Here is a 23,395-nt window from a genome sequence, read left to right on the forward strand (position 1 = left end):
CTCAGCTCCTGGGCCGACGGTGCACGACGACACAGGCCAGACCCGGCCCGGCGTGTGCGGCGACCACCGCGCCCGCCTCGGAGACGTACGTGTCGTGCACCCGTGCGCCCAGGCGCGCGGTGAGCGCGGCGAGCAGCGCCTCGGCGCGCTCCGGCGCGGCCAGGTGGTGTACGCCCAGGTCGACGTCGTCGTCACCGGCCGTCTCGACGGCCAGGTCGACGAGCCGGGCAACTCCCCGACTGGCGGTACGCACCTTCTCCGCCAGCACGATCGCGCCGTCCGGCATGTGCATGATCGGCTTGACCGACAGGGCGGTGCCGAGCAGCGCCTCGGCCGCGTTGATCCGGCCGCCCCGGCGGAGGAACTCCAACGTGTCGACGTAGAACCAGACGGTGGTCCGGGCGACCGCGGCGAGCGCCGCGTCGCGTACGCCGGCCAGGTCCGCCCCGGCCTCGGCGGCGGTGGCGGCGGCGATGGCCGGGAAGCCGAGCCCCATGCCGGCGGAGCGGCTGTCGACGACCTCGACCCGACCGCCGACGTCGACGGCGGCCAGGCGGGCCGCCTCGACGGTGCCGGACAGGCCGGCGGAGATGTGCACCGAGACCACGCCGTCGGCGCCCTCGTCGAGGAGACGGCGGTACGTCCGGGCGAACTGTTCGGGCGCCGGGCGGGACGTGCTGGCCGACACCCGCCGTTCACCCAGCGCGCGGGTGGCGTCGGCGGGTTGGGTCTCCACCCCCTCCAATCCCTCCGCGCCGTTGAGCACGACGGTCAGCGGGACGACGGTCAGCCGGTGCCGCAGCACCAGCTCGGGTGGGAGGTAGGCGGTGGAGTCGATGACGACCGCGACGGGCATGCCCGGCACGCTAGCCGATCACGACGCGCTGCGCCGAGGTGCGAACGCCGACCCGGGCCGGATCGACGCTCAGAGCGCGTCGACGACGGCCGGGGCGGTGACGAGGCCGACGTTGTGGCCACGGAGCTGCCAGCCCCGGACGTCGTCGTGTCGCAGCTCGGTCCAGTGGCAGTTGGCCAGTGAGCCGATGGTGCGCAGCACCTCGGAGGGCCAGCCGAGCAGGTGGCCGATGCCCTGGCGGGAGGCGCCGCCGTGGGTGGCGAGGACCACCGTGCCGTCAGGCGTCGCGTCGGCCGCCGCCAGGAACGCGGCGGCGACCCGCTCGCCGAGCTCGTGCAGCGGCTCCAGGTCCGCGCCCGGCGCCGGGTCGCCGGCCCGCCAGCGCGCGTACTCGCCCGGGAAGCGCTCGGCGACCTCGGTGAGGTGCAGGCCCTGCCACTGGCCGAAGTGCCGCTCGCGCAGCCGGGCGTCGGTGCGTACCCCGAGGCCGGTGATCGCGGCCAGCGCCGCGGCGGTCTCCGCGGCGCGGCCCAGGTCGCTGGACACGATCGCGTCCGGGCGCAGCGACGCGAGCAACGGCGCGGCGGCGCGGGCCTGGTCGCGGCCCAGCTCGTTGAGGGGTACGTCGGTCTGCCCCTGGACGCGGTTGGCGGCGTTCCAGTCGGTGTTGCCGTGCCGCCAGACGATCAGCCGGGTCATTCGGCTGCGGCGGACCCGCTGGCGTCGGCCTCGACCAGGTCGCGGTCGACGAACGGGATGGTGGGGCAGTCCTTCCAGAGGCGGTCGAGCCCGTAGAACTCGCGCTCCTCGGTGTGCTGGACGTGCACCACGATGTCGACGTAGTCGAGCAGCACCCAGCGGCCACCGCGCTCGCCTTCGCGCCGGATCGGCTTGGCCTTCTCCGGAAGCTCCAGCAGGCGCTCCTCGATGGCGTCGACGATGGCGAGCACCTGGCGCTCGTTGGGGGCGGCGGCGAGCAGGAACGCGTCCGTGATGGCGAGCTGGTCGCCGACGTCGATGATCGCGATGTCCTGCGCCTTCTTGTCGGCGGCTGCCTGGGCGGCGGCCATCGCCAGCTCGTGCGCGCGTTCGGAAACTGTCACCGTTCTCCTTCGATCAGGCGTGCGATCCTCCAAGCGTCTCACACCCGGCGAGGTCCCGACCCGTCAGTTCTGGTCGGTTAGGCGTACCAACCAGCACATACCGGGCGCGATCAGGACTGATAGAGGCGTCGCTTGGCGATGTACTGCACCACACCGTCGGGCACCAGGTACCAGACCGGCTCACCCCGGGCGACCCGGGCACGGCAGTCGGTCGACGAGATGGACATCGCCGGCACCTGGATCAGGCTGACCGTGTCCGCCGGGAGGTGCTTGTCGGTCAGCGCGAAACCGGGCCGCGTCACACCGATGAAGTGGGCCAGCTCGAAGATCTCGTCCAGGTCCTTCCAGGACAGGATGCGTTGCAGCGCGTCCGCTCCGGTGATGAAGAAGAGCTGGACCTTGGAGCCGTACTCGGCCTGGAGGTCGCGCAACGTGTCGACCGTGTAGGTCGGGCCGCTGCGGTCGATGTCGACGCGGCTGACCTGGAAGCGGGGGTTGGAGGCGGTGGCGATGACCGTCATGAGGTACCGGTCCTCGGCGGGGCTGACCGGCTCGTCGGCCTTCTGCCACGGCTGCCCGGTGGGGACGAAGACCACCTCGTCCAGGCCGAACCGGTCCGCCACCTCGCTGGCCGCGACGAGGTGCCCGTGGTGGATCGGGTCGAAGGTGCCACCCATGATCCCGATCCGCCGGATATCTTCCTCCACCCGTTGATCGTAGGCCGGGCGTCCGAACCCGGCGTATCAGCCCGAGGGCTGGCGACACAGATACTCGTATGCGTATACTCGTCTACAAGTATTTGGGAGGTGCGTCATGCCGAAGCGGCGCAAGGTCGGCAACCTGCTGGCGCTGGCCGTGCTCTCCGCCCTCGTCCAGCGGCCCATGCATCCCTACGAGATGGCCAGCACACTGCGCACCTGGGGCAAGGACCAGGACATGGAGTTCAAGTGGGGCTCCTTCTACACGGTGATCCGCAACCTGGACAAACACCAGTTGATCGCCGCCGTGGAGAGCGTCCGCGAGGGCCGACGCCCAGAACGCACCGTCTACCGGATCACCGACGCGGGCCGGGCCGAGCTGGTCGACTGGGCACGGGAGCTGGTCGGCATGCCCATGGCGGAGCATCCCCGCTTCCGGGCCGGCCTCTCCGTGCTCGCCGCCCTGCACCCCGACGAGGCGACCGACCTGCTCCGGCAGCGGCTCGACCGACTGGACGACGCGCTCCGCCGTGACCGCGAGACGCTCGACGCCCACCTGCGGGACATCCCGCGACTGTTTCTGGTCGAGAACGAGTACGACCTCGCCATCCGGGACGCCGAGGCCGCCTGGCTGCGGGCCCTGCTGGCGGAGTTGACCTCGGGCAGCTACCCGGGGCTGGACTTCTGGCGGGCCTTCCACGAGACCGGCGAGATGCCGGCCGAAATCGTCGAGCTGGCGGAGAGGACCAGCAGAGACCCCGACACCGCCGACTGAGAAGACAGCTCCGGCGGGGTGCGCCAACACCCCGCCGGAGCCCTACCTCGAACCGACACCTGAGCAGGCACCCGGCCCGAAGCGGCAACCACGAGGATAACCGGGTTCCCTCCCAGGACGGTTCGTCCGCACCCATGCGACGACACCAGGGAGAAAGAGCATGACAACTGTACGAACCGCACTCGTCATCGGCGGCGGCATCGCCGGACCGGTGGCGGCCCTCGCGCTGCACCGCGCCGGCATCACCGCCACCGTCGTCGAGGCGTACCCGCCGCCCGCCAGCGGAGCCGGTGGCATTGGTGGCATCGGTGGCACCCTCGCGCTCGCGCCCAACGGCGTGGCAGCCCTGCGGGCCGTCGGCGCGGACGAGGCGGTGACGGCGATCGCCACCGGGATCCACCGCAGCGTCATGGCCGTCGGCGCCCGACGGATCGACCTGCCGATGCTGGCCGGAGTGCCGCCACTGCGCGTGGTGCACCGGGCCGAGCTGCACCGGGTGCTGCACGACCGGGCCGTCGCCGAGGGCATCACCTTCGCGTACGGCAAGCGACTGGTCGACGTCACGCAGACCGACGACGGCGTGACCGCGCGTTTCGAGGACGGCACCACGGCGACCGCCGATGTCCTGGTCGGCGCGGACGGCATCCGGTCCCCGGTCCGTGGCCTCATCGACCCGGCCGCGCCCGGCCCCCGGTTCACCGGACTGCTCGGCTTCGAGGCGGTCGCCCGGCACGAGGTGGACGCCGAGGAGGGCACGATGACGTTCGCCTTCGGACGGCGCGGTTACTACCTGTACTGGCCGGAGCCGGGTGGCGGCACCCGCTGGGGGGCCAACCTGCCGGGGCAGCGGCCGATGAGCCTCGTCGAGGCCCGCACGGTGCCCGCGCGGCAGTGGCTGGACACGTTGCGCGCCACCTACGGCGACGACGACCCGGGCCGGGAGCTGATGGCCACCAGTTCCGCCGACGACCTCCAGGTGGCCGGCGCGTTGCAGATCATGCCGCCCGTGCCGCACTGGCACCGGGGTCGCATGGTGCTGGTCGGCGACTCCGCCCACGCGCCGTCGAACAGCTCCGGGCAGGGCGCCTCGCTCGCCATCGAGAGCGCGGTGCAGCTCGCCCGCTGCCTGCGGGACCTACCTGACGTGACGTCGGCCTTCGAGGCGTACGTGCGGCTGCGCCGTACCCGGGTCGAGAAGGTCGCCGCCCGCGCCGCGCGGATCAACCACACCAAGGCGCCCGGGCCGGTCGCCCGGACGCTGATGCCGCTGCTCATACCGCTGCTGGTGCGTACGGCGATGGATCCGGAACGCACCGTCGCCCACGAGCAGCGCTACGTCATCGACTTCGACGCTCCGGTCACGGCGGAACCCGCCCTGCGCTGAGCACGGGCGCGGGGTGGCCGCTCGGGCCACCCCGCGCTCCGACCATCGCAACCCGGGCCGCCCGCCACGGCGGCCGACCTGCCTCAGGCCGAGGCGGCGGCCACCGCCGTGCGCGCCACGAGCGCCCGCCGCAGGTCGTCGTCGGCGTCGGTGACGACCCGCCGCAGGCCCGCCGTCAGGTCGTCGCGGGCCAGCAACGCCGCGGCCGCCTCCCGGGTCGGCTGCGCGACGGCGTAGCGGGGAAACGCCAGCTTCGCCACCCGGTCGGCCGTCCAGGAGGTACGACGACGAGCGGCGGCCGGCATCTCGGCGAAGTACCGCCCGACGTACGCGGCGGTCAGCTCGGCCTGCTCGGGCTGCCAGAACCCCTCCGCCGTGGCCTCGAGCAGTCGGTTGGACAGCTCAGTGTTCCGCATGAGGATCTCCCATGCCGCCTGCTTCGCCGCCGGGTCGGGCAGGGCGGCCCGGCAGTACGCGGCCTGTTCCGCGCCGGCGGAGCTGACGTCGGCCCGCGCCTCATCGGCGATCTCCGCCTCGCCCGCCGCGCCCAGCACCACGAGCCGGCGCAGCACCGCCCACCGCAGCTCCGCGTCGACGGCCAGCCCGGTCGGTACGTCCCGGCCGGCGAGCCAGCCGACGAGCAGGTCGCTGTCGGTGGTCGAGGCGATCCAGCCCCGGGCGGCGGCGAGCTGCAACGACTCCCCCGCCGGCGCGCCATCGAGCAGACGCCGGCACGCCTCGGCGACCCGGGCCAGCGCCGCCGAACGGGCCAGCGGGTCGAGGTAACGGTCCACCAGCGATCGGCTGAGGACGAGCACGTCCTCCGCGATGATCACCTCGGTCTCGACGGGGAGCGCCGCGACCATCAGGTCGACCAGGCCGGCGACGGGCCGTTCGCCGTCGGTCGCCGCGTCCAGCGCCTCGCCCCAGAGCACCGCCCGGGCGAGCGGATCGGTCAGAGAAGGCAGCACCACCGCGACCGCGTCCGCCGACGCCTCGTCGAGGCGCACCTTGGCGAAGGTCAGGTCACCGTCGTTGAGCAGCAGCACCTGGGCCGCCGGCTCGCCCGTCAACGCGTCGAGCACGGTACGACCGCCGTCGACGGCCGGATCGAGATCCACTTCCGCGCGCTGGACGGCGCCGTTCGCCGCGTACCGACCCACCCCGATGCGGTGCGGACGCAGCACCGGGTACGACGCGGGGGCGGTCTGCACCACGGCGACCTCGGTGTAGCGCCCGTCGGCGTCGACGTGGACCTCGGCGCGCAACGTGTTGACCTGCGGCCGGCGCAACCACAGCTCGGCCCAACCGGACAGGTCCCGGCCGCTGGCGGCGGAGAGGCTGGTCAGCAGGTCGGCCAGGGTGGCGTTGCCGAAGCGGTGCGCGGCGAAGTGCGCGTTCAGGCCGGCGAGGAAGGCCTCGTCGCCGAGCCACGCCACCAGTTGCCGCAGCACGGCGGCGCCCTTGGCGTACGAGATGCCGTCGAAGTTGAGCAGGCCTTCGTCGGCGTCGGCCACCTCCGGCGGCGCGACCGGGTGGGTGGAGGGGCGCTGGTCGGCCGCGTATCCCCAGGCCTTGCGGCGCATGGCGAACGTCGTCCACGCCTGGTCGAAGCGGGTGGCCTCGGCGGTGACCCGGGTGCCCAGGTACTCGGCGAAGGACTCGTTGAGCCACAGGTCGTCCCACCAGCGCATGGTGACCAGGTCACCGAACCACATGTGCGCCATTTCGTGGGCGATGGTGGTGGCCCGAACCTCACGCTGGGTGTCGGTGACCGCCGAACGGAACACGTAGTCGTCGCGGAAGGTGACGATGCCCGGGTTCTCCATCGCGCCGGCGTTGAACTCGGGCACGAACGCCTGGTCGTACTTGCCGAACGGGTAGCGCTCGGCGAAGAGCTGGTGGAACCGGTCCAGGCACCGCCCGGTGATGTCGAAGATCTCCTCGGCGTCGGCGTCCAGGTGCTCGGCGAGCGACCGTCGACAGTAGATCGCCAGCGGTATGCCGTCGTGCTCGGCACGGCGGACGTGGTAGGGCCCCGCGATCAGCGAGAAGAAGTACGTCGCCAGCGGCGCGGTCGGGGCGAACTCCCAGCGCCCCGGGGCCGGGGTGGCGACCACCTCGGCGTTGCCGGAGACCGTCCACTGCGGCGGCGCGGTGACCGAGAGGGTGAACGGGGCCTTGAGGTCGGGCTGGTCGAACGCGGCGAAGATGCGCTGGGCGTTGTCGAGGAACGACAGCGCGTAGAGGTAGGTCTCGCCGTCCGCCGGATCGACGAAGCGGTGCAGCCCCTCCCCGGCGTTGGAGTACGTCATCTCCGCCTCGACGACGAGGGTGTTCGTCGTGTCGAGATCGACCAGCGGCAGCCGGTTGTCGGTCAGGGTGGCGGGGTCGACGGCACGGTCGTTGAGGCGTACCGCGAGAAGATTTGCCGGCCTGACCTCGACGAAGGTGGCGGCCCCAGCGGTCGCCCGGAACCGGATCTCGACGCGGGACCGGAACAGATCGCCGTCGCCGGTCAGGTCGAGGTCCACCTGATAGGACTCGACAGTAATCGCCGCGCCACGCGCGGTCGCCTCTACACGGGTCAGGCTCGGCATCCGCTTATCCTGCCCGATGGGGATCGGCAGGCGGTCCCCACCTGGCCCCCTGCAGTGGAGGAAAGAACCATGGCGCAGCACCCCAAGGGCGATTTCGACCTCTCCCGCGCGGTCTGGCAACGGGCCGAGGGGGACACCTCCGAGAGCGCTGTCGAGGTCGCCTTCGTCGACGACCTGATCGGGATGCGCAACTCCGCCGAGCCGCAGGGCCCGGTGCTGGTTTTCACCCAGGCCGAGTGGGACGCGTTCGTGGCCGGCGCGCAGGACGGCGAGTTCGACCTCGACTGATCGGCCGTGGCACGTGCCGGTGCCCTCTTCGAGGAGGACACCGGCACGGGTCGCGCCGTTGGGTGCGGACGCGCGGGTGGGGCGTCTCAGCAGGGTTAGGGCGGGTGTCAAAGCCCCCTGGCCCGGGACTTTGACACCCGCCCTAGTCGCCGTCGCCCCAGCCGAGACCGCCCGGGCCCGGCGCGTGGTGGAAGCCGGGATGGTCGGCGACGTCGACGCAGCGCTCCCCGTCCGGGCCGACCGCGCCGCAGAACAGCCGCTCGGCCCGGTGCCACGCATCGGCCGGCGACAGGGCCGCCGCACCGAGCGCCAGCTCCGGGCGGAGCAGGCTCAGCGCCTCCGCGTACGCCACCGCCTGTTCACGCGCGTCGGCCGCGCCCGGCGCGGTGAAGCCCAGGTGCACGGTGAAGAACCGGCGCGGTCGGGCCGGCCGGCCGGGCGGGCCGATCAGCGGCCGCGCGGTCCGGCCCGCGCCCGGCGTGTCGACCGCCCGCCGCTGCCGCCAGCGCGGCGGCCTGTTGTCGTTCATGCGTCCTCCCCGTGGTCGTGGACACCTCGGCCCGACGGGGTCGCCACCGTCGTCCGACGATGCCGGCCGGCGACGGCCCCACCGGCAAGCAAACCAGGTTCCGCCGCCCGTGGGAGGGGCCAGCGGACGCGCTGTCGACGCGGGGATTGCACGGCGGCCACGAGGGTAGACGTGCCCCGGCGGCGACGCGGGCCGCCGCCGGAACCTCGAGGAGGCCCGATGGCGACCATGCCGGCCGACCGCAGCCCGGACAGCACCCTCGCCCTGCTGCGCGCCGGCTACCGGTTCATCGGCGAACGCTGCGACCGCCTGGGCAGCGACGTCTTCTCGACCCGGATCCTGCTCGCGCCGACCATCTGCCTGCGGGGTCGGCCGGCCGCCACCCTGTTCTACGACAACGAGCGCTTCCAGCGCGACAGCGCCATGCCGCTGCGGATTCAGCGGACCCTCACCGGTCGGGGCGGCGTGCAGGGGCTGGACGGCGCCGCGCACACCGACCGCAAGGCCATGTTCATGTCGATCATGACGCCGACGGCGATCGGGCGACTCGGGCACCTCTTCGACGCCGAGTGGCGGGCACGGATTCCCGCCTGGGAGGCGGCCGGCGCGGTGCCGCTCTACGACGAGCTGGGCCGGCTGCTGACCCGGGTGGTCTGCGCCTGGGCCGGCGTGCCGCTGGCCACCTCACAGGTCGACCGCCGCGCCGTCGACCTGCACGCCATGATCGAGAGCCCGGCGGTCGTCGGCCCACGGCACTGGCGGGGCCTGCTCGCCCGCGGCCGCGCCGAACGCTGGATCGGCGACCTCGTCGAACGGACCCGTGTCGGCATCCACCCGGCCCCGGCTGACAGCCCGCTACGGATCGTCGCCGAGCACCGCGACACGCGCGGGGCGCTGCTCCCCCGCCGGATCGCCGCCGTCGAACTGCTCAACCTGCTGCGTCCCACGGTCGCCGTGGACCGGTACATCGTCTTCGCCGCGCTCGCTCTGCGCGACCATCCCGCGTGGCGACAGCGGGTCCACGGCGACGACGGGGCCACCGAGCAGTTCGTCCAGGAGGTACGCCGTTACTACCCGTTCTTCCCGATGGCCGCGGCCCGGGTCCGGCGCCCCTTCGACTGGCAGGGCCACCACTTCCCACAGGGGCGGCGGGTGCTGCTCGACCTCTACGGCACGAACCACCACCCGGCGCTCTGGCCCGAACCGGAACTGTTCCGCCCCGAGCGGTTCGCCGACCGGCGCGTGGACCCGTTCGCGCTGATCGCGCAGGGCGGCGGCGACCACCGCACCGGGCACCGCTGCGCCGGCGAGTGGATCACCATCGACCTCATGAAGCGGGCGGTCACCCACCTGACCGCCGGCATGCGCTACGACGTGCCGCCGCAGGATCTGCGCCTGGACCTGCACCGGATGCCCGTCCTGCCGCCCGGCCGCATGACCGTCACCAACGTCCGCCGCGCCTGACCCCGTCCCACCGGCGTTGTCCGGGTGTCGGTGCGTCGCGCCGGTTTGGGCGGCCGACGTGCGGGCAGGCGCAGCGGGCGGCACACTCGCCGCGCAGCACCCGCCCAGGAGGCGCGATGCCCTCTCCGGCCCCCGGTGACGCCCGGCGCGCCGCGCGTCCCGACACCGGCGGAACAGCCCTGCCGATGGCGTACGTCCTGCCGCTGCGCTGGCACACCGACGCCGGCCTGGACGAGCTGACCGGTTACCTGCGCCGACTGAGCGGGATCGTCGACGTGATCGTGGTCGACGGGTCACCTCCGGAGCTGTTCGCCCGGCACGCGGCGGCCTGGCGCCCGCTGGTGCGGCACCTGCCGCCCGACCGCGCCCGGCGAGGGCTCAACGGCAAGGTGGTGGGGGTGCACACCGGCGTCGGCGCGGCGCGCCACGAGCACGTGGTGATCGCCGACGACGACGTCCGGTACGACGAGGCCGGGCTCCACGCGGTGCACCGACTGCTGGACCGGGTCGACCTGGTCCGGCCGCAGAACTACTTCGACCCCCTGCCCTGGCACGCCTGGTGGGACACCGGGCGGACGCTGCTCAACCGCGCCCTCGGAAACGACTACCCCGGCACCCTCGCGGTACGCCGCAGCACGTTCCTCGCCATGGGCGGGTACGACCCCGACGTGCTCTTCGAGAACCTGGAGCTGATCCGTACCGTCCGCGCCCACGGCGGCGTCGAGGCCGCGCCGCCCTGGCTGTACGTACGGCGGCTGCCGCCGGACGCGGCGCACTTCCGGCGCCAGCGGGTCCGCCAGGCGTACGACGACCTGGCCCAGCCGGTCCGCCTGGTGACCGCGCTCGCGGTCGTGCCCGCGCTGGCCGTGGCGGTCGCGTCCCGCCGACCCCGACTGCTGCTCGGCATGACGGCCAGCGTCGTCGCCCTGGCCGAGGCGGGTCGCCGCCGGGCCGCCGGTACCACCGTCTTCCCACCGACCACCACGCTGGCCGCCCCGCTCTGGCTGCTCGAACGCGGCATCTGCAGCTGGCTGGCGGTAACCCAGCGCCTGCTGAGAGGCGGAGTCCGCTACGGCGACACCAGGATCCGCACCCCAGCCCACCGTCACGAAGTCCCCGCGATCTTGCACTTTCTGCTGGGACGAAAGCCCCGTTAGCTAACAGAGCGGCAACAGGAAGTGCAAGATCGCGGGGAGATACGGCGACGGCCCGCAGCCACCGGGGTGGCCGCGAGCCGTCGTCGACGTCGGTGGCTTCAGGAACTGACCTGCTGGCGGGCCTGCTGTGCCTGGTCCTTGACGTCCTGGGCGGCCGAGCGGCCGTCGTCCTTGACGGCGTGCACTGCGTCCTGGGCGGTGGACTTCACCGACTCGGCGGCGTGCTGGGCCGGCTCACGCAGCTCATCCTTGAGCTCGCTGGCAACCTCGCCCAGCTTCTCCTTGACGACTCCGCTGTGCTCGCTGACCTTCTCCTTGACCTGGGCGGCCGCCTGCTGCTCCCGGCGGGAGGCCGGGATCAGCGAGGAGGCCAGCCAGCCCACGCCGAAGGCGATCAGACCGGCGGCGAGCGGGTTGCCCTGCGACTTCTCCCGGATCACGCGGGGCGCGCTGTGGGCGGCGTCGCTCACCGAGGAGGCCGCCGACTGCGCGGCGTCGCTGACACTGGACGCCGCCGACGACGCGCGGTCACCCACCGAGTGGGCGGCGTGGCCGGTGCCGTGGCCGAGGTCGGAAGCGGTTCCCATGACCTTGTCCCTCACATTCTGCAGCGCGGAGCGGGCCCGCTGCTTACGGTCGTCGACGATGCGGCTGGGGCTGACCTTGTACGCCAACGCGTCCACATCGGAGCTGAGGCTGTTGCGGGTGGCTTCGATCTCCCGGCGGATCTGGTCGGGGTCGGTGCTCATCGGGTGACTCCCTCCGGGTGGGGCTTGAGCGCGTCGGGGATCCGCTGCACGCTGTCGTTGGTCTGCTTGAGCCCGCGTACGTGCTCGGCGTTCTTCTTGGCCGCCGAGTAGAGGACGGCGGCGACCACGGCCCAGACCACGGCCACGATCAGCGCGGCGAGGCCGGAGTCCATGACGTTGTCCAGGAACTGCCAGATGGCGATCGATACAAAGAGGGCCACCATGTAGCCGCCGAAGCCGGCACCGCCGAAGAGGCCCGCGGCCTTGCCGGCCTTCTTGCCCTCCTGGCGGATCTCGGCCTTGGCCAGCTCGACCTCCTGGCGCATCAGCGTCGACAGGTCGGTGGTGACCTGACGCATCAGGTCACCGAGCGAACTGCCCTTCACCTCGGCCGCGGTGTGCGGGGCACCCGCGTCGGGGTGGTAACCGGAGTCCAGTCCGGACCCCTGCGTCGGCATGCTCATGCCGCCGTCTCCCTTCGGATGACTCGGCGCCTCACGGGCGGGGGCTGCCGCTGGACGGCACGCCCGGCAGCGGGTCGGTCTGGGTCACCGGCGGCAGCGGCTGACCGGTGCTCGCCGGCTCGGTGTAGCCGCCCGGCGTCGGGTCGGCGTAACCGCCGGAGGTCGGCTCGGTGTAGGTGCCCGGGGTCGGGTCGAGGTAGCCGCCGGCCGGGGTGGCGTCCGCGGCCGTACGGGGCGCCGGCGGTGGGGTGGGGATCACGGCGGTGCGCTCCGGGTCGTACGCCCCCGCGCCGCGGTAACCCGCGGAACCGTTGCCGGAGTCGTCACCGGAGGCCGAGATGCCCTTGGTCAGGCGTCCGGCCAGCACACCGAGCACCGCCGCGCCGACCAGGAAGGTGCCCGGGTTACGCCGCGCGTAGTCGCGTACCTCGTTGATCAGGTCGCCGGGCTGGCGCTCCTCGAGCCAGCCGGCCACGCCGTGCACCCGGTCGGCGGCCTGACGGGCCAGCTCGCTCACCGGACCGGCCTGGCCACCCTGCTCGGCCATCGTGCGCATCTCGTCGGCGATCGACCGCAGTCCGCCGGCCGCGCGGCGCTGCTGCTCGCCGGTCTGGCTGGCGAGCAGCGTGCGGGCCTCGCCGTAGAGGTTACGGGCCTGCCGGACGGCCTCACGGCCGACCTCGGTGCCCTGCTCCTTGGCGGTCTGGGCGACCGCGCCACCGGCGTGCGCCGCCTCGGACCCGACGTGCCGGGCCTGCTCGCGGACGCCGCCGCCGTTGGTGGACTCCTGGCCGTACGTGGAGGAGGTGGGTGACAGATCGTAAGTCATGATTTCCCTTCCGCTCGGAAGTGTCGTCGCGGTTGTTCTGGGGGGATGCGGCCGTGTCGCCGTGGCCGCTGACAACTCACCTACCCGGCGTTTTGGCTTCCATACCTGTTCGTGCATTTCTCTGCGCGAGCGTCGGGAGGGACTTCAAAATGGAGGATCGTCGGGCTGCGTCACGTCGCCGCTGCGGACAGCGACGTTCGCGGGACCGGGAGATCCACGAAAGGGGCACCGATGCCACGAGACGCGCGGGGTGGCCGACCTGCCGCGCCCCGACCGCAGGTGCAGGTCGCCGCGCTGGTCGTGGCCGGGGTCTTCCTGCTGATTGGTGTCCTCGGCTACATCCCCGGCATCACCACCAACTACGGCGATCTGGCCTTCGCCGGGCACCACTCGGACGCCAAACTGCTCGGCGTGTTCCAGGTCTCGATCCTGCACAACGCCGTACACCTGCTGTTCGGGCTGGTGGGTCTGGTGTTGGCCCGCAGCGTCGCCGGCGCGCGGGTCTTCCTGGCCGGGGGCGGTGCGATCTACCTCGCCCTCTGGCTGTACGGCCTGGCGATCGAGGCGATCGACGAGGAGGGTGGCGCGAACATCCTGCCCGTCAACGGCGCCGACAACTGGCTGCACCTCGCCCTCGGCTTCGGCATGCTGGCCCTCGGCCTGCTGCTGTCGAACGAAGCCGGGACCGGCGGACGCCTCGACACTCCGATCGACCGCCCCTGAGCTGCTACTTCGCGCGTGTGAGAGCGAGCAGGGGCGGGGTACCGTCACGGATGGTGATCCGCGTCGGCGGAGTCGGAGCCGGTCACCGTCGCGTACACCGGGACCGGCGCCTGCACGCCCGACCCGACCGCCGCCGGCCGCGCCCGCCGGCAGCCGTCAGGCCGCGACCGGGAGCCGTTTGGCGAAGCAGACGCTGTACGGGTTGCCCACGTACTCGCCGTACACCGGGATCGGTTCGTAGCCGCACGAGGTGTACAGCCCGACGGCCGCCGGCAGGTACGTGCCGGTCTCCAAGCAGACCACGGTGTGCCCCTGCTGGAACGCGCACTCCTCCAGGGCGGCGAGCAGTTGCCGGGCGATGCCCCGGCCCCGGTACGCCGGCCGCACGTACATCCGCTTGACCTCGCCGGTGACGGCGTCGAGTGACTGGAGTCCGCCACAGGCGACCGCCCGACCGTGCACCACCACGGCCAGGTAGCGGATGTCGTCGTGGGTGACGGTGACCTGCCCGTCCAACCCGCCGTCAGCGACGCGCAGCTCACGCTGCTGGGCGACGACCAGGGCGGCGATTTCGGGATCGATGGCGGGCCGCGACTCGATCAGCATCACCCGACGCTAAGCGGGATGGATTTCGCGGAGGTTTCCAGCAGTCAACCCGATCACGGAGCGCAACCGGCTACTCGGCGTCATCCTCGATGTCGTCGTCGCCCACGTCCGCGCCGATGTCGTCCGCGCCGGTCCCGTCCTCCGGGCGCACCCGGCGGGCCTTGCGCGCGGCGAGCCGATCCGCCGCCGATGCCCGGCTCGACTTCTCCTCCAGGCGTACGTCGGTGCCCCGGTTACCGGGCACGAACTCCGCGCCCGCGTAGAGCGTCGGCTGCCAGTCGAACTCGCGCTCACCGATCCGGACCAGGTCACCGGGCTCGGCGCCGGCCTTGGCCAGCTTGTCCTCGACACCGAGGCGGGCCAGTCGGTCGGCGAGGTAGCCGACCGCCTCGTCGTTGTCGAAGTTGGTCTGCTTGACCCAGCGCTCCGGGCGTACGCCGCGCACGGTGAACGAGCCGTCGGCCTCCGCCGTGATGGTGAAGCCGGCGTCGTCCACGGCCATCGGCCGGATCACGATCCGGGTCGGCTCGGCCGGCGGGGCGGCCTTACGCTCGGCCTCGACCAGCTCGGCCATCGCGTACGTCAGCTCCTTGAGCCCTTCCCGGGTGGCCGCCGAGACCTCGAACACCCGGTAGCCGCGCTCCTCGAGGTCGGGACGGACGATCTCGGCGAGGTCCCGGCCGTCCGGCACGTCGACCTTGTTCACGGCCACCAGCCGGGGGCGCTCGGTCAGCCCGCCGTACTGGCTCAGCTCGGCCTCGATCGCGTCGATGTCGGCGACCGGGTCGCGGCCCGGCTCCAGCGTCGCCGAGTCGATCACGTGCACCAGGACCGCGCAGCGCTCGATGTGTCGCAGGAACTCCAGGCCCAGGCCCTTGCCGGTGGCCGCGCCGGGGATCAGGCCCGGCACGTCGGCGACGGTGAAGGTGTGGTTGTCCAGCCGGACCACGCCGAGGTTGGGCACGAGGGTGGTGAACGGGTAGTCGGCGATCTTCGGCTTCGCGGCGGAGATCACCGAGATCAGCGACGACTTGCCGGCCGACGGGAAACCCACCAGGCCCACGTCGGCGACGCTCTTCAACTCCAGCACGATGTCGAGCTGGTCGCCGGGCTCCCCCAGCTCGGCGAAGCCGGGCGCCTTGCGCTTGGCGTTGGCCAACGAGGCGTTGCCGCGCCCGCCGCGCCCGCCGCGGGCCACCTCGAAGGTGGTGCCGGCGCCGACCATGTCGGCCAGCACGGTGCCGTCGGTGGTCTGCACGACCGTGCCGTTGGGCACCTTGAGCACCAGGTTGTGGCCGTTGGCCCCGTCCCGGTTCGACCCGGCGCCGCCCTTGCCGTTGTCGGCCTTGACATGCGGGTGGAAGTGGAAGTCGAGCAGCGTGGTCACCTGCGGGTCGACCACCAGCGACACGCTGCCGCCGTGGCCGCCGTTGCCGCCGTCCGGCCCCCCGAAGGGCTTGAACTTCTCGCGGTGGATCGAGACACAACCGTGTCCACCATCGCCGGCCTGCAGATGCAGGACGACCCGGTCAACGAACGTCGCCACGGCGTCAATCCTTCCAGCGAGGGTCGACCCCGCATGTCGAAAAAGCCGAGCGGGCCGGGACCCGGAGGTCCGCGGCCCGCTCAGCGAAGATAACTACTGCTGCGGAACGATGCTGACGGTCTTGCGACCGCGCTTGGTGCCGAACAGGACCGAGCCGGCGGCCAGGGCGAACAGCGTGTCGTCGCCGCCACGGCCGACCAGGTCACCGGGGTGGAACTTGGTGCCACGCTGCCGGATGAGGATCTCACCGGCGCTGACGACCTGACCACCGAAGCGCTTCACGCCGAGTCGCTGGGCCGCGGAATCGCGACCGTTACGCGAGCTGGACGCACCCTTTTTGTGAGCCATTGGAGGACGACCTACTTCCCGCTGGAGATGCCGGTCACCTTGACCTGGGTCAACGGCTGGCGGTGACCCTGGCGCTTGTGGTAGCCGGTCTTGTTCTTGAACTTGTGGATCCGGATCTTCGGGCCCTTGGTGTGCGCGGCGATCTCGCCGGACACCGCGACCTCGGCAAGCTTCGCCGCGTCGGTCACCAGGTCGTCACCGTCGACGAGGAGCACCGCGGTGAGCTTCACCGCGTCACCGGGGGCACCGGTGAGCTTCTCGACCTCGATCACGTCGCCCTCGGCGACCTTGTACTGCTTGCCGCCGGTCTTGACGATCGCGTACATCGGAGGCGGACTCCCTGTCGTTGAGGCTGCTGACTGGTCGTCCCCGCGGCGGCTCGCCGGGTAGCAGTGCACGGCGGCGCGGGCACGCGGGAACTCGGCACACCAAAGTGGGCCGTAGGCAAGAGTACGCCATCGCCGGCGTGGACCCCAAACCGGCCCACCCTGGTTACCGGGCGCAGAGCTGATCGAGGCGCTGCTGGAGCCGGTCCAGCTCGGTCTCGTCGATCGACTCGACATCGACGCCGAGGGCGGCGACCTCCGTGCCGAGGTCACTGAGCAACGTCCTGAGCTGCGCGTCGGTGGCCTGGGCCCCCTGCTCCCGCAGCGCGACCCGCCAGCCGGCCAGGGCCGCCTGCGCCCGGGTCCGGGCCGCGTCGGCGTTCACGGTGTCACCCGCGCCCACCGCGGCGACCATCTGGCCCAGCCCTTCGACGTAATCCCGGACGGCGGTGGTCCCGGCCCGCCGCGCCTCGGCACAGACCCGGGCGTCACCGCCCGCCGCGCCACCGCCCAGCGGCGTGGCAGCCGGACCCGTCGACGCGGAACCCCCGGTCGGGCCCGCACCAGCCGAGCGGTCGTCGGAGCAGCCCGCCACGGCCAGGAGTACGGCTACCAGCAGGGTACGAGCGAGCAGGCGACGCATCTTCTTCTCCTGACCGGGGCCGAGCGTTCCCGCGTCGGGATGACCCGAGCGGCGAGGTCCCTCCCCCGTCACATTGCCGGGAAAGGGACCTCGTCAAACACCGGGCCGGTCAGCCGTCAGGGACGGCGGGCCGGTCAGCCCTCAGGGGCGGGTCCGTCGGCGGGTGCCACCCCGGCGGGAACGACGACGTCCGGTGCCACCCTCGGCGGCCTCCTCGTCGCCGTCGGCGTCGGCGAGAGCGTCCGGGTCGTCCGCCGCGGCCAGCCGGGCCGACTCACCCCGCTGGCTGTCGGACAGCACCGGAGCAGCCTCCGTCTCCGTCTCGTACCGGGACAGGTCGTACCCCATGGTGTCCTGGTAGTCGGCGTGCGGTTCGGCGTGGTTGTCGGTGTCGACAACCTCGACCACGGCGCGCTCGGCCGGGGCGCTCTTGCGCGCCCGGCGGCGGGAGGACGCCGTGCCGTTCTCCGCGGCCGGGGCGGCCGGGGCGGCCGGCGCCGACGACGCGACGGCCTTGACCTTCTCCGCGGCGCCGCCGTTGCGCGGCTTCTCCGGCACCGGCTCGGTGTGGATGATGACGCCCCGGCCCTTGCAGCAGTCGCAGGTCTCGCTGAACGCCTCCAGCAGGCCCGCGCCGATTCGCTTGCGGGTCATCTGCACCAGACCGAGCGAGGTGATCTCGGTGACCTGGTGCTTGGTGCGGTCCCGACCCAGGCACTCGGTGAGCCGGCGCAGCACCAGCTCCCGGTTCGACTCGAGCACCATGTCGATGAAGTCGATCACCACGATGCCGCCGATGTCCCGCAGCCGGAGCTGGCGGACGATCTCCTCCGCCGCCTCCAGGTTGTTGCGGGTGACCGTCTCCTCCAGGTTGCCGCCGGAGCCGGTGTACTTGCCGGTGTTCACGTCGACGACCGTCATGGCCTCGGTCTTGTCGATCACCAGCGAACCGCCGGACGGCAGGAACACCTTGCGGTCCAGACCCTTGATGATCTGCTCGTCGATCCGGTACTCGGAGAACACGTCGTTCGTGCCGACGTGCCGACGGACCCGGTCGACCAGGTCCGGGGAGACGTGCGACAGGTACGACTCGACCATGCCGTACGACTGCTCGCCCTCGATGACCAGCTCGCGGAAGTCCTCGTTGAACAGGTCCCGGACCACCCGGATGACCAGGTCGGGCTCCTCGTAGAGCAGCACCGGGGCGCCACCCTCGGCGGCCTTGGCCTGGATGTCCTCCCACTGCGCCTGCAACCGCTTGACGTCGCGGGCCAGCTCGTCCTCGCTGGCGCCCTCGGCGGCCGTCCGGACGATCACGCCGGCGCCGTCCGGGACCAGCTTCTTGAGCACGTCCCGCAGCCGCTTGCGCTCGGTGTCCGACAGCTTGCGGCTGATCCCGGACGCGTTGCCGTTGGGCACGTAGACCAGGTGCCGACCGGAGAGCGCGATGTGGCTGGTCAGCCGCGCGCCCTTGTGCCCGATCGGGTCCTTGGTGACCTGGACCAGCACCGAGTCGCCGGAGCGTAGCGCCTGCTCGATCGAGCGGGCCCGCCCCTCCAGCCCGGAGGTGTCCCAGTTGACCTCGCCCGCGTAGAGCACCGCGTTGCGGCCCCGGCCGACGTCGACGAACGCCGCCTCCATGCTGGGCAGCACGTTCTGAACCTTGCCCAGGTAGACGTTGCCGGCCATGGTGCCGGAGGAGTTACGGGTGACGTAGTGCTCGACCAGCACGCCGTCCTCCAGGACGGCGATCTGGGTACGGTCGCCGCGCTGCCGGACCGCCATCACCCGGTCCACCGCCTCCCGGCGGGCCAGGAACTCCGACTCGCTGAGGATCGGTGGCCGCGTACGGCGCTGCTCCCGGCCGTCCCGGCGACGCTGGCGCTTGGCCTCCAGCCGGGTCGAACCGGACACGCCCTGGACCTCGTCGACCGTACGACGGGGTTCGCGGATCTTGACCACGGTCGGCACGCCGTCGTCGGCGGCCGCCCCCTCGGTGTCACCCGCGCCCCGGCGACGACGGCGACGGCGACGGCGGGTCAACCCGTCCCCGCCCTCGGACTCCTCGTCCTCGTCGCCCTCGCCCTCGGACTCGACCTCGGCGGTCTCCTCCTCGGCCTGCGCCGCCTCGTCGGACTCCTCGTCCTCGGCGTCGTCGGCGCCACCCTTGCCCCGCCCTCGACCACGGCGACCACGGCGGCGGCGACGGCGCGCGGCGGCGCTGTCCTCGTCGTCCTCGTCCACCTCGGTGGCCTCGTCGGCCTCCTCGGTCGGCTCCTCCTCGGCCTCGACGGCCTCGATCGGCTCCACCGGCTCCGCGTCGCGGCGGCCGCGCCGACGACGACGGGACGGCTCGGCCTCGACGGCCGGCTCCTCGGCGACCAGCTCGGGCTCGGGCTCGGCCGCTCGGGTCACCGGCACGGCGTCCGGCTGGGGCGCCATGAACAGCACGGTGGGCGCGGAGAGCGCCGCGCGACGACGGCGGGTCTTCGGCGGCTCGGCCTCGATGGCCTCGGCCGGCTCGATCGGCTCGTCCGTCACGTTCGCCACGGCGACACCGGGCGCGACATCCCCGAACGCCTGCTCGGCCGCGCTCGGCGGGGTCTGCGCCTCGTCCAGCTCGGCTTCGGCCTGCCGCAGGTCGGACTCGGCCGGTGTCTCGGCGGCGGACTCGTCGGCCGGGACGGGCTCGGGCTCGGCGACGGCGGCCGGCCCCTCGACGGCCGGCTCCGACTCGACGGCAGCGGCGGGCTCCGGCTCGGTGACGGCGGGCGTCGCCTTCTTCCGCCGGGTACGGGTCACCTTGACCGGAGGAACGACCTCGGGGGACGACAGCTCCGCGCTGGCCGCGACCAGCGGCTCCTCGGCGGTCGTCTCGACCGGAGCGGCCTTGCGACGGCGGCGGGGGGTCTTCGGAGGGACGTCCAGGTCACCGGAGATCGGGGCGAAGACCTCCGCCTGCGGCGACTCGACGGCGCCGACCCCACCGGTGGACGCCTCGACGGGCGCGTCGGCCTGCTCCGGCTGGTTGAGTGGGGCGGCCCGACGCCGGGTGGCCCGTGCCCGTCGCGGCTTCGCGGCGGGCTCGGCGCTCTCGGCACCGGACTGCTCCGCGCCGGTGGCTTGCTCGGTACCGGCGATGCTGTCGGTGGTGCTCTGCTCAGCGGTCTCCCCGGCCGGCTGTGAACCGGTCCGTTCGCCGCCCTCGGGCTCGTTCTCGAGCATGGACGTTCTCCAGTTCTGGCTGCCCCGGGCGCGGGTGAGCGCTGCCACGCAGGGTCGCCGCAAAAGTGTTTCCGCCGGGCGCGCGTGGTGCGCGACCGCCGAAGTCTGCCTGCAAGAGCACTGACCGTCGGTCAGTGCCCAACGATGGCTGCCCCGCCGCGGTCCGCATCCAACGGATCCACGATCGCACCCTGCGCGGTCAGCGTGCCCTGAGCCAGCCGGGTCACCCTCGGTGAGACCGGCGGCTCCAGGTCGGCCACCACGCGGAGGCCGGAAAGGACGTCATCGGGCCGTACGGACGGAGTGACCTGCCGTACGACCAGTTCGAGTATCGCACACGGTACGGCCGGCACCTCGGAAGGCGTCTGCGCCGGGGTAAGGACATCGATCGATATGACTGCCCCGCGGGCGTCGAAGGTGCGTCGTCCCTGCTTGGTCATCCGCTCGACCAGAACCTCGTCGGCGGCGGTGAAAGCGTCCACGGCGGCGCGCAGGGTCGCCGTGTCGACCTCGGGCAGCTCGATGTGCCAGTGCGACGCCTCGATCCGGTCGGCCAGGCTGCCACCCTCGGCGATCACCACCTCCAGCACGTCCAGCCCGGGCGAGAGCGCGGCGTCGAGCGCGGCGCGCAGCGCCTCCGGGTCGACCAGGGCCTGAAGGCCGATCTCCAGGTACTCCGCCTCGCTGGCCACCCCGGTCGGAGCGGCGCTGGCGTAGGAGATCTTCGGGTGCGGGGTGAAGCCCTGGGAGAACGCGATCGGTACGGCGGCACGACGCAGTGCGCGCTCGAAGGCCCGGGCGAAGTCCCGGTGCGAGGTGAACCGCAGCGGCCCGCGCTTGGCGTACCGGATGCGGGCGCGCTGGACGACCGGCGCCTGCCCACCCTCCGGCTGGTTTCTCTTACTGATCGTCTCGCTCCTCGAAACTCAGCACCTCGTTGATCATGAAGTTATTGTCGACGACACGCCGTGGCGCGGGCAACAACTTCATGATCGACGCGAGCGACCCGCTGGGGTCGGTCAGGAGGCGGGGGTCTTCAGGGGGGTGATCGGCGTCAGGGGGAGGAGTTTCTTGCCCGTCGGGCCGATCTGGATCTCGGTGTCCATGGAGGGGCAGACGCCGCAGTCGAAGCACGGGGTCCACCGACAGTCGTCCTGCTCGAACCCGCTGACCGAATCCTGCCAGTCCTGCCAGAGCCAGTCCTTGTCCAGGCCCGAGTCCAGGTGGTCCCAGGGCAGGACCTCCAGCTCGTCGCGCTGGCGGGTGGTGTACCAGTCGAGGTCCACCCCGAACGCGGGCAGCGTCTCGGCCGCCGCGTCCACCCAGCGCTGGTACGAGAAGTGCTCGCTCCACCCGTCGAACCGGCCGCCGTTCTCCCAGACCTTGCGGATCACCGAGCCGACGCGGCGGTCACCCCGGGAGAGCAGGCCTTCGATGAGCGACGGCTCGCCGTCGTGGTAGCGGTAGCCGATGGCCCGGCCCAGCGAGCGGTCCGAGTTGATGGCCTGCTTGAGGATCTTGAGCCGGTGGTCGATGACCTCCGGACGGTCCATCGCGGCCCACTGGAACGGGGTGTGCGGCTTCGGCACGAACCCACCGATGGAAACCGTGCAGCGGATGTCCTTGGAGCCGGTGGCGGCCCGACCGGCCCGGATCACCTCGTGGGCCATCTCCGCGATCTCGAGGACGTCCTCGTCGGTCTCGGTGGGCAGGCCGCACATGAAGTAGAGCTTCACCTGCCGCCAACCGTTGCTGTAGGCGGTGACGACCGTGCGGATCAGGTCTTCCTTCGACACCATCTTGTTGATGACCTTGCGGATCCGCTCCGACCCGCCCTCCGGGGCGAAGGTCAGACCGGTACGCCGCCCGTTGCGGGACAGCTCCTGCGCGAGGTCGATGTTGAAGGCGTCCACCCGGGTCGACGGCAGCGACAGCGAGACGTTCGTGCCCTCGTACTGCTGGGCCAGGCCCGAGCACATGTCGCCGATCTCGGAGTGGTCGGCCGAGGAGAGGGACAGCAGGCCCACCTCGTTGAAGCCGGAGAACTCCAGGCCCTCACGCACCATCTGCCCCACGGTGGTGATCGACCGCTCCCGCACCGGGCGCGTAATCATGCCGGCCTGGCAGAAGCGGCAGCCCCGGGTGCAGCCCCGGAAGATCTCCACCGCGTACCGTTCGTGCACCGTCTCGGCGAGCGGCACGAGGGGCTTCTTCGGGTACGGCCACGCGTCCAGGTCCATCGTCGTGCGCTTGTGCACCCGGAACGGCACGTCCGCCCGGTTCGGCACGACCCGCTGGATCCGCCCGTCCGGCAGGTAGTCGACGTCGTAGAAGCGCGGCACGTAGACGCTCTCGGTACGGGCCAGCCGCAGCAGCAGTTCGTCGCGGCCCCCCGGGGAGCCCTCGGCCTTCCACTCCCGGACGATCGCGGTGATCTCCAGGACGGCCTCCTCGCCGTCGCCGAGCACGGCGGCGTCGATGAAGTCGGCGATCGGCTCCGGGTTGAACGCGGCGTGCCCGCCGGCCACGATCACCGGGTCGGCGTCGGTACGGTCGACGGCCAGCAGCGGAATGCCGGCCAGGTCGATCGCCGTGAGCATGTTGGTGTAGCCCAGCTCGGTGGAGAAGGAGATGCCGAACACGTCGAACTTGCGCACCGGCCGGTGCGCGTCGACGGTGAACTGCGGCACGCCGTGCGTGCGCATCAGGCTCTCCAGGTCGGGCCAGACCGCGTACGTCCGCTCGGCGAGGGTGTCGGGCAGCTCGTTGAGCACCTCGTAGAGGATCTGCACACCCTGGTTGGGCAGGCCCACCTCGTACGCGTCGGGATACATCAGCGCCCAGCGCACCGTCGCCGCGTCCCAGTCCTTGACGACCGCGCCCAGCTCACCGCCGACGTACTGGATCGGCTTGGAGATCTGCGGGAGCAACGGCTCGAGCCGGGGCCAGATCGACGGCTCCGAGCTGGAAACGTCGCCCGAATTGGTCGCGGCCGCACGCGGCGTCGTGGACGGGGCACTCATGATGCCCAAGGGTACGCGCCCGCCCGTCGGTGACCGCGCGCACGCCACGATGCCGGCCG

Annotated in this window: 23 protein-coding genes; 6 read left to right on the top strand and 17 right to left on the bottom strand. The window is 72.2% G+C overall.

Annotated elements, in window-relative coordinates; genetic code table 11:
* Window position 1: 1 nt before the first annotated feature.
* The 4 genes from ACLQ25_RS15570 to nadD all read right to left on the bottom strand — a co-directional run bounded on the left by ACLQ25_RS15570 (window position 2) and on the right by nadD (window position 2,666).
* Window positions 2-856, bottom strand: a complete 855-nt coding sequence (locus ACLQ25_RS15570) for a DegV family protein (RefSeq protein WP_425731575.1) — start codon at window positions 854-856, stop codon at window positions 2-4.
* 69 nt (window positions 857-925) lie between these two features.
* Window positions 926-1,555: a histidine phosphatase family protein gene (locus ACLQ25_RS15575; RefSeq protein WP_425731576.1), complete on the bottom strand. Its 630-nt coding sequence runs from the start codon at window positions 1,553-1,555 to the stop codon at window positions 926-928.
* Complete coding sequence (gene rsfS, locus ACLQ25_RS15580; RefSeq protein ID WP_425731577.1) at window positions 1,552-1,959, bottom strand: ribosome silencing factor; 408 nt, start codon at window positions 1,957-1,959, stop codon at window positions 1,552-1,554. The genes ACLQ25_RS15575 and rsfS overlap by 4 nt, the downstream gene beginning before the upstream one ends.
* A 110-nt stretch (window positions 1,960-2,069) precedes the next feature.
* Window positions 2,070-2,666, bottom strand: a complete 597-nt coding sequence (gene nadD, locus ACLQ25_RS15585) for a nicotinate-nucleotide adenylyltransferase (protein ID WP_421472705.1) — start codon at window positions 2,664-2,666, stop codon at window positions 2,070-2,072.
* A gap of 106 nt (window positions 2,667-2,772) precedes the next feature.
* Here nadD and ACLQ25_RS15590 point away from each other — a divergent pair, with 106 nt between their 5' ends.
* Both ACLQ25_RS15590 and ACLQ25_RS15595 read left to right on the top strand, forming a co-directional pair.
* A complete protein-coding gene (locus tag ACLQ25_RS15590) occupies window positions 2,773-3,432 on the top strand; it encodes a PadR family transcriptional regulator (protein ID WP_425731578.1) in 660 nt (219 codons plus the stop codon).
* Window positions 3,433-3,592: 160 nt separating this feature from the next.
* Entirely contained in the window at window positions 3,593-4,816 is a 1,224-nt protein-coding gene (locus ACLQ25_RS15595; protein ID WP_425731579.1) for an FAD-dependent monooxygenase, read from the top strand.
* A gap of 83 nt (window positions 4,817-4,899) precedes the next feature.
* On the opposite strand, the gene pepN is transcribed toward ACLQ25_RS15595, so the two are convergent.
* Window positions 4,900-7,416, bottom strand: a complete 2,517-nt coding sequence (gene pepN / locus ACLQ25_RS15600) for an aminopeptidase N (protein ID WP_425731580.1) — start codon at window positions 7,414-7,416, stop codon at window positions 4,900-4,902.
* A gap of 69 nt (window positions 7,417-7,485) precedes the next feature.
* Here pepN and ACLQ25_RS15605 point away from each other — a divergent pair, with 69 nt between their 5' ends.
* On the top strand, window positions 7,486-7,704 hold the full coding sequence (locus ACLQ25_RS15605) for a DUF397 domain-containing protein (protein ID WP_355053179.1): 219 nt from the start codon (window positions 7,486-7,488) through the stop codon (window positions 7,702-7,704).
* Between the two features lie 142 nt (window positions 7,705-7,846).
* Here ACLQ25_RS15605 and ACLQ25_RS15610 read toward each other — a convergent pair whose 3' ends face one another.
* Complete coding sequence (locus tag ACLQ25_RS15610) at window positions 7,847-8,233, bottom strand: hypothetical protein (RefSeq protein ID WP_425731581.1); 387 nt, start codon at window positions 8,231-8,233, stop codon at window positions 7,847-7,849.
* A gap of 219 nt (window positions 8,234-8,452) precedes the next feature.
* Between ACLQ25_RS15610 and ACLQ25_RS15615 the strand changes: the two genes are divergently transcribed.
* Together ACLQ25_RS15615 and ACLQ25_RS15620 are read left to right on the top strand one after the other, a co-directional pair.
* The gene (locus ACLQ25_RS15615; protein ID WP_425731582.1) at window positions 8,453-9,697 is read left to right on the top strand and encodes a cytochrome P450; all 1,245 of its coding nucleotides are present in this window, start codon (window positions 8,453-8,455) and stop codon (window positions 9,695-9,697) included.
* Window positions 9,698-9,813: 116 nt separating this feature from the next.
* A complete protein-coding gene (locus ACLQ25_RS15620) occupies window positions 9,814-10,854 on the top strand; it encodes a glycosyltransferase (protein ID WP_425731583.1) in 1,041 nt (346 codons plus the stop codon).
* A gap of 98 nt (window positions 10,855-10,952) precedes the next feature.
* Here the strand turns inward: ACLQ25_RS15620 and ACLQ25_RS15625 are convergent, their stop codons facing one another.
* Genes ACLQ25_RS15625 through ACLQ25_RS15635 form a run of 3 tightly spaced genes read right to left on the bottom strand, consistent with a single transcriptional unit; the run spans window position 10,953 to window position 12,896 of the window.
* A complete protein-coding gene (locus ACLQ25_RS15625; RefSeq protein WP_425731584.1) occupies window positions 10,953-11,603 on the bottom strand; it encodes a DUF3618 domain-containing protein in 651 nt (216 codons plus the stop codon).
* On the bottom strand, window positions 11,600-12,067 hold the full coding sequence (locus ACLQ25_RS15630) for a phage holin family protein (RefSeq protein ID WP_425731585.1): 468 nt from the start codon (window positions 12,065-12,067) through the stop codon (window positions 11,600-11,602). Before ACLQ25_RS15630 ends, ACLQ25_RS15625 begins: the two co-directional genes overlap by 4 nt.
* A 31-nt stretch (window positions 12,068-12,098) precedes the next feature.
* Window positions 12,099-12,896: a hypothetical protein gene (locus ACLQ25_RS15635; protein ID WP_425731586.1), complete on the bottom strand. Its 798-nt coding sequence runs from the start codon at window positions 12,894-12,896 to the stop codon at window positions 12,099-12,101.
* 231 nt (window positions 12,897-13,127) lie between these two features.
* Here ACLQ25_RS15635 and ACLQ25_RS15640 point away from each other — a divergent pair, with 231 nt between their 5' ends.
* On the top strand, window positions 13,128-13,619 hold the full coding sequence (locus ACLQ25_RS15640; RefSeq protein ID WP_425731587.1) for a DUF4383 domain-containing protein: 492 nt from the start codon (window positions 13,128-13,130) through the stop codon (window positions 13,617-13,619).
* 156 nt (window positions 13,620-13,775) lie between these two features.
* Here the strand turns inward: ACLQ25_RS15640 and ACLQ25_RS15645 are convergent, their stop codons facing one another.
* From ACLQ25_RS15645 to ACLQ25_RS15680, 8 genes are all read right to left on the bottom strand, one after another.
* Complete coding sequence (locus tag ACLQ25_RS15645; protein ID WP_425731588.1) at window positions 13,776-14,225, bottom strand: GNAT family N-acetyltransferase; 450 nt, start codon at window positions 14,223-14,225, stop codon at window positions 13,776-13,778.
* A gap of 70 nt (window positions 14,226-14,295) precedes the next feature.
* Window positions 14,296-15,771, bottom strand: a complete 1,476-nt coding sequence (gene obgE / locus ACLQ25_RS15650; RefSeq protein ID WP_425731589.1) for a GTPase ObgE — start codon at window positions 15,769-15,771, stop codon at window positions 14,296-14,298.
* A 93-nt stretch (window positions 15,772-15,864) separates the two neighbouring features.
* Window positions 15,865-16,119 (bottom strand): 50S ribosomal protein L27, encoded by a 255-nt coding sequence (rpmA, locus tag ACLQ25_RS15655; RefSeq protein WP_043966727.1) that lies wholly within the window; start codon window positions 16,117-16,119, stop codon window positions 15,865-15,867.
* Window positions 16,120-16,130: 11 nt separating this feature from the next.
* Window positions 16,131-16,445, bottom strand: coding sequence for a 50S ribosomal protein L21 (gene rplU / locus ACLQ25_RS15660; RefSeq protein WP_007464063.1), 315 nt, complete (start codon window positions 16,443-16,445; stop codon window positions 16,131-16,133).
* A 166-nt stretch (window positions 16,446-16,611) separates the two neighbouring features.
* The gene (locus tag ACLQ25_RS15665) at window positions 16,612-17,088 is read right to left on the bottom strand and encodes a hypothetical protein (RefSeq protein WP_425731590.1); all 477 of its coding nucleotides are present in this window, start codon (window positions 17,086-17,088) and stop codon (window positions 16,612-16,614) included.
* Window positions 17,089-17,229: 141 nt separating this feature from the next.
* Complete coding sequence (locus tag ACLQ25_RS15670) at window positions 17,230-20,313, bottom strand: Rne/Rng family ribonuclease (RefSeq protein WP_425731591.1); 3,084 nt, start codon at window positions 20,311-20,313, stop codon at window positions 17,230-17,232.
* 131 nt (window positions 20,314-20,444) lie between these two features.
* A complete protein-coding gene (locus tag ACLQ25_RS15675) occupies window positions 20,445-21,164 on the bottom strand; it encodes a TIGR03936 family radical SAM-associated protein (protein ID WP_425731606.1) in 720 nt (239 codons plus the stop codon).
* A 168-nt stretch (window positions 21,165-21,332) separates the two neighbouring features.
* Window positions 21,333-23,336, bottom strand: a complete 2,004-nt coding sequence (locus ACLQ25_RS15680) for a TIGR03960 family B12-binding radical SAM protein (RefSeq protein WP_425731592.1) — start codon at window positions 23,334-23,336, stop codon at window positions 21,333-21,335.
* Between the last annotated feature and the right edge of the window lie 59 nt (window positions 23,337-23,395).

The sequence above is a fragment of the Micromonospora sp. DT44 genome, from assembly GCF_049841635.1.
GTDB lineage: Bacteria > Actinomycetota > Actinomycetes > Mycobacteriales > Micromonosporaceae > Micromonospora.